This window comes from Pseudoalteromonas prydzensis, assembly GCF_011050055.1.
In the GTDB taxonomy this organism is placed as follows: domain Bacteria; phylum Pseudomonadota; class Gammaproteobacteria; order Enterobacterales; family Alteromonadaceae; genus Pseudoalteromonas; species Pseudoalteromonas prydzensis_A.
Genome location: NZ_DRGM01000036.1, coordinates 1 through 13282 on the forward strand (window position 1 = coordinate 1; position 13282 = coordinate 13282).

At 43.1% G+C, this 13282-nt stretch carries 11 protein-coding genes and 1 pseudogene; 11 read left to right on the top strand and 1 reads right to left on the bottom strand.

From position 1 onward, the window contains the following. Positions 1–24: 24 nt before the first annotated feature. The 11 genes and pseudogenes from accC to ENH88_RS02835 form a co-directional block, all read left to right on the top strand. Positions 25–1260: pseudogene (accC, locus tag ENH88_RS02785) on the top strand (acetyl-CoA carboxylase biotin carboxylase subunit); the annotation flags it as partial. 128 nt (positions 1261–1388) lie between these two features. Then, on the top strand, positions 1389–1850 hold the full coding sequence (tsaE, locus tag ENH88_RS02790) for a tRNA (adenosine(37)-N6)-threonylcarbamoyltransferase complex ATPase subunit type 1 TsaE (RefSeq protein WP_304179203.1): 462 nt from the start codon (positions 1389–1391) through the stop codon (positions 1848–1850). Positions 1851–1887: 37 nt separating this feature from the next. Next, positions 1888–3231, top strand: coding sequence for an N-acetylmuramoyl-L-alanine amidase (locus ENH88_RS02795; protein WP_304179205.1), 1344 nt, complete (start codon positions 1888–1890; stop codon positions 3229–3231). A gap of 38 nt (positions 3232–3269) precedes the next feature. Further along, positions 3270–5126 carry a DNA mismatch repair endonuclease MutL gene (mutL, locus tag ENH88_RS02800; RefSeq protein WP_304179206.1) on the top strand — a complete coding sequence of 619 codons (1857 nt, stop codon included), beginning with the start codon at positions 3270–3272 and terminating at the stop codon, positions 5124–5126. Positions 5127–5136: 10 nt separating this feature from the next. Beyond that, positions 5137–6054 (top strand): tRNA (adenosine(37)-N6)-dimethylallyltransferase MiaA, encoded by a 918-nt coding sequence (gene miaA / locus ENH88_RS02805; RefSeq protein ID WP_304179207.1) that lies wholly within the window; start codon positions 5137–5139, stop codon positions 6052–6054. Positions 6055–6134: 80 nt separating this feature from the next. Next, positions 6135–6398 carry an RNA chaperone Hfq gene (gene hfq, locus ENH88_RS02810; protein ID WP_064668197.1) on the top strand — a complete coding sequence of 88 codons (264 nt, stop codon included), beginning with the start codon at positions 6135–6137 and terminating at the stop codon, positions 6396–6398. Positions 6399–6414: 16 nt separating this feature from the next. Further along, on the top strand, positions 6415–7698 hold the full coding sequence (gene hflX / locus ENH88_RS02815) for a ribosome rescue GTPase HflX (protein WP_304179212.1): 1284 nt from the start codon (positions 6415–6417) through the stop codon (positions 7696–7698). Between the two features lie 106 nt (positions 7699–7804). Then, positions 7805–8971, top strand: coding sequence for an FtsH protease activity modulator HflK (gene hflK, locus ENH88_RS02820; protein WP_304179214.1), 1167 nt, complete (start codon positions 7805–7807; stop codon positions 8969–8971). A gap of 5 nt (positions 8972–8976) precedes the next feature. Then, a complete protein-coding gene (hflC, locus tag ENH88_RS02825) occupies positions 8977–9855 on the top strand; it encodes a protease modulator HflC (protein ID WP_304179216.1) in 879 nt (292 codons plus the stop codon). A gap of 216 nt (positions 9856–10071) precedes the next feature. After that, positions 10072–11385, top strand: a complete 1314-nt coding sequence (locus ENH88_RS02830; protein WP_304179217.1) for an adenylosuccinate synthase — start codon at positions 10072–10074, stop codon at positions 11383–11385. A gap of 146 nt (positions 11386–11531) precedes the next feature. Then, on the top strand, positions 11532–12155 hold the full coding sequence (locus ENH88_RS02835; RefSeq protein WP_304179218.1) for a tetratricopeptide repeat protein: 624 nt from the start codon (positions 11532–11534) through the stop codon (positions 12153–12155). Positions 12156–12354: 199 nt separating this feature from the next. On the opposite strand, the gene ENH88_RS02840 is transcribed toward ENH88_RS02835, so the two are convergent. Further along, a partial coding sequence (locus ENH88_RS02840) for an NAD-binding protein (RefSeq protein WP_304179221.1) occupies positions 12355–13282 on the bottom strand: 928 nt, incomplete at its 5' end.

A 13282-nucleotide genomic window follows, 5' to 3' on the forward strand; every position in this document is an offset into this window, starting at 1 on the left:
GCTTAAGATCGCGATCCGCCGTTGAATCGCGATCTTAAGCATGTATTGCTTGCAGATGAAACAATATGTATTGGTAGACCGGCTGCCACTGAAAGTTACTTAGACATTCCGCGTATTATCGCGGCAGCTGAAGTGACTGATGCCGTTGCTATTCACCCAGGTTATGGTTTCCTTGCCGAAAACGCTGATTTTGCTGATCAAGTTGAACAAAGTGGTTTTGTGTTTATTGGTCCGCGCGGCGATACGATCCGCCTAATGGGCGATAAAGTATCTGCAATCGAAGCTATGCGTAAAGCGGGTGTGCCATGCGTACCAGGTTCAGACGATCCGGTATCAGACGATAAAGACCGCAACATGCAAATCGCTAAGCGCATCGGATATCCGGTGATCATCAAAGCTGCCGGTGGTGGTGGTGGTCGCGGTATGCGTGTGGTTCGTAGCGAAGCCGAATTAATTGATTCAATTGCATTAACGCAACAAGAAGCTAAACAATTCTTTGGTAATAGCATGGTTTACATGGAAAAATTCCTTGAAAATCCACGCCATATCGAAGTTCAAGTACTGGCTGACGGCCAAGGTAATGCCGTTCACTTAGGTGAACGCGATTGCTCTATGCAACGTCGTCATCAAAAAGTAGTTGAAGAAGCGCCAGCACCAGGTATTACTGCAGAAGTGCGTAAGTTTATCGGTGAGCGTTGTACCCGTGCATGTATCGAAATCGGTTATCGTGGTGCAGGTACGTTTGAGTTCTTATATGAAAATGGTGAGTTCTATTTCATTGAAATGAACACCCGTATTCAGGTTGAGCACCCAGTAACAGAAATGGTCACTGGTGTTGATTTGATCAAAGAGCAGCTAAAAATTGCAGCGGGTCAACCGCTATCATTCACGCAAGACGATGTAGTTATTCGTGGTCATGCGATTGAGTGTCGTATTAATGCTGAAGACCCTGAAACGTTTATCCCGTCACCGGGTAAAATTACCCGTTTCCACCCAGCGGGTGGTTTAGGTATTCGTTGGGACAGCCATATTTATGCTGACTACACAGTACCACCACATTACGATTCAATGATTGGGAAATTGATCACTTACGGTGAAAACCGTGATGTAGCAATTGCTCGTGCACGTAACGCATTGAATGAACTTGTGATTGACGGTATCAAAACTAATACTCCACTGCATAAGCGCATCTTAGCGGATGAGAACTTCCAAAATGGTGGCACTAATATCCACTATCTTGAAAGAAAATTAGGCTTATAAAGCTAAATTAAAAAAAAACCGGCAACTTTGCCGGTTTTTTTGTGTCTATAAGTGTCGATTCTCGCCTTAGCAAAATAATCTGGTATGATTAACAAGTTATCGTTTTTAATACTATCCATGAGGTAAGAATGACGCACAGTGTTGGTTTTCAACTCGCTGATGAAGCTGCAACGGTTAAAATGGGCAACCAACTTGCGGGATTAATGGAGCAAGGTGCAGTTATTTATTTACATGGTGATTTAGGAGCAGGTAAAACCACTTTAACCCGTGGTGTGATCCAAGGCTTTGGTCATCAAGGTAAGGTTAAGAGTCCAACTTATACGCTGGTGGAACCTTATGAATTGGCAACGGCCAATGTTTATCATTTTGATTTATATCGTTTAGGCGATCCTGAAGAATTAGAATACATGGGTATTCGTGATTATTTTTCGCCGACTGCAATTTGTGTGGTGGAATGGCCTGAAAAAGGCGGCGAGTTTATCCCCACACCCGATTTAGACATTACTTTACGTTATGTCGGCGATGCACGAGCAATTGAAATTAAAAGTATTAGCCCGCGTGGCGATAGTATTGTGAATAAACTCAAATAATATTGAATAACAACAAATAAAGGGTGTAATGATACCGATGAGTCGAGCTGTCATAAAGTGGGTGTGCGGTTTTTTGCTGTTAGCAATCAGCGCTAGCCTCTATGCGCAAAATACTATCAACAGTGTACGGGTTTGGCCATCGCCAGACAGTACTCGCGTAGTATTCGACTTAACGGATAAGCCCGACTTCAGTTATTTTATGCTGAAAAATCCACTGCGTTTAGTGGTTGATTTAGAAAATACAGAGCAAATAAAAGATTTGCCTGCGATTCCAAATAAACATCAGATTGTCAGTAAGTTACGTTACTCAAAAGCAAAAAATAGCAAAGGCGTAAGGTTTGTATTTGAACTCACAGGGCCGGTCAAACCCGTGATATTTGCCTTAGCACCTACCGGACCTTATAAAAACCGTTTAGTTGTCGATTTATATGATAAAAATCAAGCTGAGCCAGCAGCTGCCAGTAGCAATGCTGCGGTTAAAAAGCGTGAGCTTAATCAGCAACGCGATATTGTAATTGCCATTGATGCAGGTCATGGCGGTGAAGATCCCGGCTCAATTGGCCCCTCTGGTACTTATGAAAAAGATATCACACTACAAATTGCCAAGCGCTTAGAACGGATGATTGATGCCGAGCGCGGGATGATTTCGCGGATGGTGCGCAGCGGCGATTATTTTGTCAAACTCAATACCAGAACGAGCCGAGCAAGACAAAAAAAGGCTGATTTCTTGGTTTCAATTCATGCTGATGCGTTTACCAGCCCGCAGCCCAATGGCGCTTCTGTTTGGGTATTATCACTTCGTCGTGCAAATTCAGAAATCGGTAAATGGATAGAAGATAAAGAAAAACACTCTGAGCTACTCGGTGGCGCCGCTGGGGTTATTAAAGATACTGCCAGTGAAAAATATTTAGCGCAAGCGCTGCTGGATATGTCCATGGATCATTCTATGAAAACTGGTTTTAGCGTTGCTGAAGGTATGGTACAAGAGCTTAAAAAGGTCGCTAAATTACATAAGAAAGAGCCGCAAGCGGCGAGCCTTGCGGTATTGAAATCACCCGATATTCCATCAATCTTGGTCGAAACTGGGTTTATTTCTAATCCGCGCGAAGAGCGTTTATTAAAAAACGCCAATCACCAAGAGCGTTTAGCAAAAGCGATATTTACCTCAATTAAAAGTTATTATTTGAAAAATCCACCGGATGATTCACTCTTTGCATCATTAAAAGAGCAATACCCGACCAAGCATAAAGTGCGCCCTGGGGAGTCGCTAAGTTTGTTAGCCAGTCGCTACGGAGTGTCGGTAAATCAGCTGAAACAAGTTAATCAATTAAAATCTAATACCTTGTTTATTGGTCAAGAATTAGATATTCCGCAAAGCTAATTCGTAGCAACATACGTATTTAATCGGGTTATAAAAATATGAGTATTGAAATATTACCCGCGCGGTTAGCCAATCAAATAGCCGCCGGTGAAGTGGTAGAACGCCCAGCTTCAGTGGTTAAAGAGTTAGTCGAAAATAGCTTAGATGCTGGCGCTACCCGTATTCAAATTGATATTGAGCGCGGCGGTCATAAGCTTATTCGCATTCGCGATAATGGCTCAGGCATTGCTAAAGATGAGCTCACGTTGGCGCTTTCTCGCCATGCTACCAGTAAATTAAAGTCCCTCGATGATTTAGAGAATATTTGTTCGTTGGGCTTTCGCGGCGAAGCACTCGCATCAATTAGTTCGGTATCACGCTTAACGTTAAGCTCAAAAACGCAGCAGCAAGAAGCCGCATGGCAAGCGTTTGCAGAAGGCCGCGATATGGCGGTGCAAGTTAAACCTACAGCGCACCCAGATGGCACCACCATTGAAGTGAAAGACTTATTTTTTAATACCCCCGCTAGGCGCAAATTTTTACGTACTGAAAAAACTGAATTTACCCATATTGATGAATTGATCAAGCGCATAGCGCTGAGTCGTTTTGATGTGTCGATCACCCTCACTCATAACCATAAAGTGGTGCGCCAGTATCGTGCTAAAACCGACCCAGCACAGGCTATTGCTCGAGTCGCTCAGGTTGCAGGTAAAGCCTTTGCTGAGCAGGGATTGTATATTGAGTCAGGCGAGCCTGGTTTGCAATTACATGGCTGGGTGTTACCGGTCGGATCGAGTAATACCACGCAATATACCTATGTAAATAACCGCATGATGCGCGATAAGCTGATTTTACATGCCATTCGCCAAGCGTTTGAAGAAGTAGCAGGCCAAGAAGAACTACCGGGCTTTGTTATTTATATCGACATTGATCCGCGCCAAGTTGATGTAAACGTGCATCCTGCGAAACACGAAGTGCGTTTTCATCAAGGTCGCTTAGTACATGACTTTATTTTGCAAGCCATTAAACAGGTCGTAGTACCACTGCAAGATGAGTTTGCCGTTGTTGATCATCAGCCAAGTTCACAACACGCGGCTTCAGAATACCCTAACACTACAGCGTCACAACAGCACTCTAATAAGGCTGCTGGCGAGTTGTTTGATTACCCGAAGTCAAATCTGCAACCAATTGAGCATAGCCACAGTGCTGCTCAGTCGCCTGCCTCGCGAGGGAGCGGCGGGTATTCAGGCTCAAGCGGCAAAGCAAATCAAGCTAGTCGCGCCAATCATCATGATGTCAGCGCCTTCTATCAAGGTGTTAATGAGCAACATGCCAGCCACTTTGACCAGCCACTTGCCACTGCCGCCGAATTAGCGGTGTTTGAGCAGCGTCAAACAGGGCAGCCGTTGTTGCTGCAAAGTGATGGCGGTTGTGTGTTTAGTCACCAACAGCAATTGTATTGCTCACATTTTAAATATTTATTAGTGGATGATTGGCTTGAACGAATTACTGAGCAAGGCAACTTAGAAGGTAAAGCTTTACTGTTACCGGTACGCGTCAATATTAGTAAAGAAGATAGCGTGCGTTTAACTCAGCAGCAATCGTGGTTTACCTTATTGGGCTTTGAATTACTGATTGAAAAGCAATTTGTGATGGTTAAAAAACTGCCGCAGAGTTTATATCTGCTTGATGTGAGCCAAGCAATAGATGCCTTATTAAAAGCAACACACGCTGAGCTTGACAGTGTTGAAGATTGGTTGCACTGGCAGCGCGGGCAAATACCGCCACGTTTTTATGCCAGCCAAGCATTTGCTGAGGATGTCGCGCGGATGCAAAATAATCCGCAAACAATTCAGCGTTTAACTGCAAAAGCGGTTAAAATAGATTTAAGTTATTTTTTAGCACAACTAGATTAAGGTCTTTGAGTTGAGTAATTTACCGGTCATTTTTTTAATGGGCCCAACTGCTGCAGGGAAAACTGCATTAGCTATTGATTTATGTCAGCATTTAAAAACTGAAATAATCAGCGTCGATTCAGCCTTAGTGTACAAAGATATGAACATAGGTACGGCAAAACCGGACGCAGCAGAACTGGCGCTTGCGCCACATCACTTAATTGATCTAATTGATCCCAGTGAAAGTTACTCTGTTGCTGATTTTCGTCGTGATGCGATTGAAAAGATTGACCAATTTCACCAACAAGGTAAAGTGCCTGTATTAGTTGGTGGTACAATGATGTACTTTAAAGCATTAATCGATGGCTTATCGCCATTACCAGAAGCATGCCCAATAGTGAGGGCGGAGCTTGAGCAGCAAGCTCAGTTGTATGGTTGGCCGGCACTTTATCAAGAGCTTGCAGTAATTGATCCGCAAGCGGCAGAAAAAATGAGCGAAAATGACTCGCAACGTATCAATCGCGCGTTAGAAGTCTATCGCTTAACGGGTAAAACGATGACTGAGCTGCAAAAAAGTAAGCAGCCAAGTTTACCTTATACGTTCCATCAATTTGCTATTGCACCGGATGATCGTGCCGATTTGCATGAACGTATAGCACAAAGATTTAAAATAATGCTTGAGCAGGGGTTTGAAAATGAAGTTTCATCCCTATATCAACGTAAGGATTTACACCCAAACTTACCTTCTATTCGTTGCGTGGGTTATAGACAAATGTGGGATTACATTGCTGGCGAAACTGATTACGATGAAATGGTGTTTCGCGGTATTGCAGCAACACGACAGCTTGCTAAACGTCAATTGACGTGGTTAAGAGGTTGGCCCGATGTAACGTGGTTAACAACGGGTGATGAAGAAAACTTGCAACGTGTTGTAAGTTCGCTAAGCTAGTAGTAGTTGAATGTTTTTTAGCTTTGTTAAATAAGTTCAGCCACTTAATTATAATAACACCTAGAACGAAGGAAAATAACATGGCAAAAGGCCAATCGTTACAAGACCCATTTTTGAATGCGCTACGTCGTGAGCGTATTCCAGTATCAATCTTTTTGGTTAATGGCATCAAACTACAAGGTAAGATCCAGTCATTTGACCAATTTGTTATTTTACTCGAAAACACCGTGAATCAAATGGTGTATAAACATGCGATTTCTACTGTAGTTCCTGCTCGTGCTGTTAACTTCCAAGGTATTCAAGGAAGTGAAGACGGTGAAGAGCCAGAAGCTGGAAATTTTTAAATTAGGAGCATAATGTTTGTTTGACCGTTATGAAGCCGGCGAACAGGCAGTCTTAGTTCATATCGACTTTCCAAAAGAAGGGGATCGTGAAGATCTTCATGAATTAGAAATGTTGGTATCTTCTGCTGGTGTTAGCAGTTTGGCGGTTGTGCAAGGCAGCCGTCAAGCACCACATCCGAAACTATTCGTCGGTACCGGAAAGGCTGAAGAGATCGCTGAGATTGTCAAAATCCACAACGCAGATGTCGTCATTTTTAATCATCAACTCAGACCGTCACAAGAACGCAATTTAGAGCGCGTTTGCCAATGCCGAGTGCTTGATAGAACGACGCTTATTCTTGATATTTTTGCGCAGCGTGCACGTACCCATGAGGGTAAGTTGCAGGTTGAGCTTGCGCAACTGCGTCATATGTCAACTCGCTTGATCCGCGGGTGGACGCACCTTGAGCGGCAAAAAGGCGGGATTGGTCTACGCGGGCCTGGTGAAACACAGCTAGAAACAGATAGACGCTTGCTGCGAGTGCGTATTCAAAGTATTCGTGCCCGCTTAGAGAAGGTGGCAGTGCAACGTGAACAAGGTCGCCGTGCTCGTAACCGTAATGAAATTCCTACGGTGTCGTTGGTAGGCTATACTAATGCGGGTAAATCGACGTTGTTTAATCGCATCACTAACTCTAATGTTTATGCGGCTGATCAGTTATTTGCGACCCTTGATCCGACTTTACGTAAACTTGAAATTGAAGATGTTGGCGCGATTATTTTAGCGGATACCGTAGGCTTTATCCGTCACTTGCCCCATGATTTAGTTGCCGCATTTAAAGCAACCCTGACAGAGACTCGAGAAGCTGATTTACAACTTCATGTGGTGGATGTCGCGGATCATCGTCGCAAAGAGAATATAGAACAAGTACAATCGGTTCTTAAAGAAATTGAAGCGGATGAAGTGCCGCAATTGTTGGTATACAACAAAATTGATGCCCTTGAAGATATTGAACCGCGTATTGACCGTGATGATGAAGGCACGCCAATTCGAGTTTGGCTGTCGGCTCACAGTGGTGCCGGGTGCGAATTATTATCACAGGCTATCAGTGAGTTGTTAGCAAAGAAAATGTTTGTACATACGCTTAGATTAGCACCACAGTTTGGCCGTTTACGTGCCGCGTTGTTTAATTTAAATGCAGTACATCAAGAAGATTTTGATGAACAGGGTCAATGGTTGTTAGCTACTCGACTGCCTATGGTAGAATGGAACCGTTTAAGAAAAGAGTTTGGTCCTGAAATCGACGCTTTTATTTCGTAATTCGAAAAAACTACCGCACAATGTCATTTTTAGTATGAGAACAGCGGTATTTTTGTTAGATTTAACGTAATTACCTAAATTATTTAGATAACAATGGAGTATAGCTATGGCCTGGAATGAACCGGGTAATAATGGCAATGACAAAGATCCGTGGAACAAAAAAGGCGGACGTGATCAAGGCCCACCTGATTTAGACGAGGTGTTTCGCAAGTTCAGCGGTAAGTTTGGCGGCTTATTTGGCGGTAATAAATCCGGCAAAAGTGGCGGCGGACTTGGTGGAGCTGGTCTTTCATTTGTGCTAATTATTGCTGCAATTGTATGGGCATTGAGCGGTATTTATACCGTCAAAGAAGCTGAACGCGGCATCGTATTACATTTTGGTCAGTTTGACCGCATCGCAGATCCAGGTTTGCGTTGGAAAATGACGTTTATTGAAACGGTAATTCCAGTTGATATTGAAGCAGTTCGTTCATTATCGACGTCTGGTTTTATGCTGACTGAAGACGAAAACGTAGTGAGCGTTGAGTTCCAAGTGCAGTACCGTGTTATTGACCCATTCTTGTACAAGTTTAGTGTCACTAATGCTGACTCTAGCTTAGAAGAAGCATTAGAAAGTGCACTACGTTATGTTGTTGGCCATTCAAAAATGGACCAAGTATTAACTAACGGCCGTGAGGTTGTGCGCCAAAATACGTGGGATGAACTGAATAAAATCGTTGAACCGTACAATTTAGGTTTAATCGTTACTGACGTTAACTTTAAAGATTCACGCCCTCCGGCTGAAGTTAAAGATGCGTTTGATGATGCCATTGCTGCGCAAGAAGATGAGCAACGGTTTATTCGTGAAGCTGAAGCCTATGCCCGTGAAATTGAACCGCGTGCTCGTGGTCAAGTAACTCGTATGACACAAGAGGCGGAAGGTTACGGTGAACGTATTATTTTAGAAGCGCAAGGTGAAGTGGCTCGTTTTGAAAAGCTATTACCTGAATATCAAGCGGCTAAAAAAGTAACCCGTGAGCGTTTATATATTGATGCGATGGAAGAAGTGCTCGGTAATAGCTCAAAAGTGTTAGTCGATGTTAAAGGCGGTAATAACATGATGTATTTACCACTTGATAAAATCATGGACAAGCAAGGTACAGCAACCCGTGTTGCATTACCTAGCTCAAGTGATATTAACGACTTACGCAATAAAGTTAATACATCGCGCAATAGCACTGTGAACTCAGGTTCAGACCGCTTTGGCGCTGATCGCTTTAACGACGGGAGATAAGCGCAATGAAAAACTTTAGTTTAGTTCTATTATTAGCGGCCGTTGTGTTGTCGTTTTCGTCAGTATTTGTAGTACCTGAAGGGCAAAAAGCAATTGTAATGCTATTCAGTAAAGTACAAAAAGACAGCGATGATCAAGCCATTGTGTACAGCCCAGGCTTACAATTCAAAGTGCCGTTCTTTAGCCAAGTACGTCGTATTGATGCCCGTATTCAAACGTTAGATGGTACGCCAGATCGTTTTGTTACTAGCGAGAAAAAAGACTTAATTGTTGATTCATACGTTAAATGGCGTGTAAATGATTTTAGCGCGTTTTACTTACGTGCTCGTGGTGATAAGCAATACGCTGAAGCACTACTTAAGCAAAAAGTAAACAATGGCCTACGTACTAACTTTGGTTCGCGTACTATCCGTGAGATTGTCTCAGGTGAGCGTAGTGAGCTAATGGAAGAAGCGTTAGTGCAAGCGTCTGAAAGTGCTCAAGAGCTTGGTATTGAAGTACTTGATGTGCGTGTTAAGCAAATCAATTTACCATCAGAGGTGAGTAGCTCAATTTACCAGCGTATGCGTGCAGAGCGAACTGCTGTTGCTAAAGAGCACCGCTCTGAAGGTCAAGAAAAAGCCGAAACAATCCGTGCTGAAATTGACCGTCGTGTCACGGTAATGCTGGCTGATGCTGAGCGTAATGCGCGTACTGTTCGCGGTGAAGGCGATGCACAAGCGGCAGCCATTTATGCTGATGCTTATAATAAAGATGCTGAATTTTTCGGTTTTGTACGTTCATTAGAGGCGTATAAAAAGACCTTTAAAGATAAGCAAGACGTAATGGTGTTATCACCAGACAGTGACTTCTTTAGATATATGAAAGGTGCTGCTGTACAGTAATCGTTTCCTACATCTAACACAAATCCAAACCCTGTGTATGCAGGGTTTTTCTTTTAGTAAGACAGATTATTGTGAATAACTTAAAGTTATTCAACCAGTTAATTTTTATTGTAATGGTCGTTAAATGATCAAGCAGAAAAAATAACCTAAACGGGGTGATCTTTGCCCTTATTTTCTGGTAAAATCTCGTCCTAATTTTTTCTAAGTGAATTTACAATGGGTAAAAACGTTGTTGTATTAGGCACCCAATGGGGTGACGAAGGTAAGGGTAAGGTAGTTGACCTCCTTACAGACAAAGCATCTTTAGTAGTTCGTTACCAAGGTGGCCACAACGCAGGTCATACTTTAGTTATCGGCGGTGAAAAGACGGTTTTACACCTTATTCCATCGGGTGTATTACGTGACAATGTTAAGTGTGTGATTGGTAATGGTGTTGTAGTTTCACCAGAAGCGCTAATGAAAGAGATTGGCATGCTAGAAGAACGTGGCGTACCAGTACGTGAGCGTTTATTAATAAGCGAAGCATGTCCGCTAATTTTGCCTTTCCACATCGCATTAGATGTAGCCCGTGAAAAAGCACGCGGTAATAAAGCGATTGGTACTACGGGTCGTGGTATTGGTCCAGCGTATGAAGATAAAGTTGCTCGTCGCGGTTTACGTATTGGTGATTTATTCAATCCTGAGCTATTCGCTGCAAAACTTAAAGAAGTATTGGAATATCATAACTTCACATTAGTTAACTACTACAAAGTAGATGCGGTTGATTTCCAACAGACCTTTGATGATGCTATGGCTGTTGCCGATATCCTTAAAGCAATGGTTGTTGATGTTACTGAATTACTTGATCAAACTCGTCTTGCTGGCGACAACATCTTGTTTGAAGGTGCACAAGGGACATTGCTTGATATCGACCACGGTACTTACCCGTATGTAACTTCTTCAAACACTACTGCTGGTGGTGTTGCGACAGGTGCTGGTTTTGGTCCATTAAACCTTGATTATGTACTCGGTATTATCAAAGCTTACACGACCCGTGTTGGTTCTGGTCCTTTCCCTACCGAGCTTTACGATGGCCTTGAAAAACAAGACCCAGTAGGTAAGCACTTAGGTACTGTAGGCCATGAGTTTGGTGCTACAACTGGTCGCCTGCGTCGTACCGGTTGGTTAGATGCTGTGGCAATGCGCCGTGCAGTGCAAATTAACTCAATCTCTGGTTTCTGCTTAACTAAACTAGACGTTTTAGATGGTTTAGAAACGCTTAAGATCTGTATTGGTTATCAACTTGAAGATGGCACTGTTACTAACGTAACACCACTTGCCGCTGAAGGTTACGAGAAAGTAACCCCAGTGTATGAAGAAATGCCAGGTTGGTCTGAAAACACAGTAGGTGCTACTTCTGTTGAACAGTTACCACAAGCTGCTTTAGATTATATTAAGCGTATTGAAGAAATCACCGGTGTGCCTGTTGATATTATTTCTACCGGTCCTGATCGTGTAGAAACTATGGTATTACGCAACCCGTTTGCATAATCACTAATAGCACTAAAAAAGCTGCCTAGTGCAGCTTTTTTTGTGGCTGTTTTTCAGCTTTATCACAAATAAGCGCGGATAAATTTCATTCTGGAACGATCTTTGTATAAACTTTAGCAAGATGGTTTTTAATTAAAGTGACCTAAATGCGTTTGTTAACTTGTTTATCATTAGTACCGCTCTCTATGCTATTGGCAAGCTACGCTAAAGCAGAGGAGCCGCTTGCAGCAGTGCCTTTGTACACTGAGACAGAGCTGTTAGCACTGATCAATAAAAATACCCATTTAGCCCGTGTAAAGGCAGATGATTGCCAGTTAGTGCAAGATATCGAAGCGCGAGCCAATAAAATGGCACTGCCTTCTTATCAATTTTTATATGGCGATATGCTGGCGTATGCGGTGTGTGTTGATCGTAATGTAGAACTCGGTGTGTATTATATGCGCCAAGCCGCTCAGCAAGGCTTAGCGGCGGCATTAGAGCAGCTCGGGCGTTACTACGATACCGGACGTTTAGTGCAAAAAGATAAAGCACTGGCTGTAACCTATCTACGCGAAGCCTCATCACAAGGTAATTTAAAAGCGCAACTACGCTTAGTAAATTTATTTAATCAAGGTTTCGGTAGTCCTCGTGATTATGAAGATGCTTATCGTTGGCTATTTCACGCCATGGTGGCTGATAAAGCAACCCATAAAGAAATCGAGCGCTCACTCGCCCAACTTGCACAAAAAATGCCAGATAGCGTAGTGGCGCGTGCGCGTTTGCCGATGTAGGTGTGAGTTAGTTAGCGAGTTATAAAGGGTAAAGTTAGTGAGTTATAAAGGGTAAAGTTGGCGAGTTAGAAAGGGTAAAGTTAGCGAGTTAGAAAGGGTAAAGTTAGCGAGTTAGAAAGGGTAAAGTTAGCGAGTTATAAAGGGTAAAGTTGGCGAGTTGAAACTAAAAGGGCTAGGTGTCATACCTAGCCCTTTTTGGTTACTCTTTTATTTCTTTCGGCTCTTTGCTTTTGCCATTATTTGGATCTTTTAATACCGACATTTTCGGTGGCAGCATCGCAACCACACGCTCACCTTGTTGCGGTGGTTTTTCCATATTTATGGTAAATGGACGCAGTTTTACCGGTGAATCATCATCGCTATCTTTGTCGCCATTGAGAATAAATAATGGGATCGCATCGCCATTCATTTCTTGATATTTTTCCCAGCTAAACTCTTCTGAAATACGTGTTGCACTGACCTTACCGCCTTTGGCTATTAGGCTACTTAGGCGAGCATACGAGCCGTTGTCTCCGAATAGTATTTGCCGAGATAAAAACGTTGCACTGTCTTTATTTGCTTTTGCATGTGAGGTTGAAGAACGCAGTGAAAATACGTTTTTCTCATTCAATAAATGTGAAAAGTACTGCACACCTAACGCGTTATGATGGCGATTTGGTGACAGTGCCATGACACTACGAATTGTGGTCAGTGGTAAATAACGTTCGGCATGCTCAGATTGCGGGTTACCATAGTAACAAGCGAGGCCGTCCATACGTGCCATACGGCAGTTTTCCCAAGCAGGATCTGATAAATACACGGGAATATTTTGCTCTTTCAGGCCACGCGCGATTGCGCGAGCCACATGGTTTGCACCGATGAGTAAAATGGTGTTTGGTGAAGGTTGACGTACCCCTAATAACTTGGCAATAGGAATAGCAGTTAAACTTTGCAGTACCACAGTAATAATGATCACGGTAAAGATCAGCGGCACTATTTTTTCAGCATCTGCGACACCGGCTTCCATCATACTCAACGCAAATACAGAGCCCACCGCGGCGGCAACAATACCGCGCGGCGCGATCCATGCTAGCACCAAGCGAGATTTTATCGGCAGTTCAGTGCCATAAGTTGAAATAGCAATACAC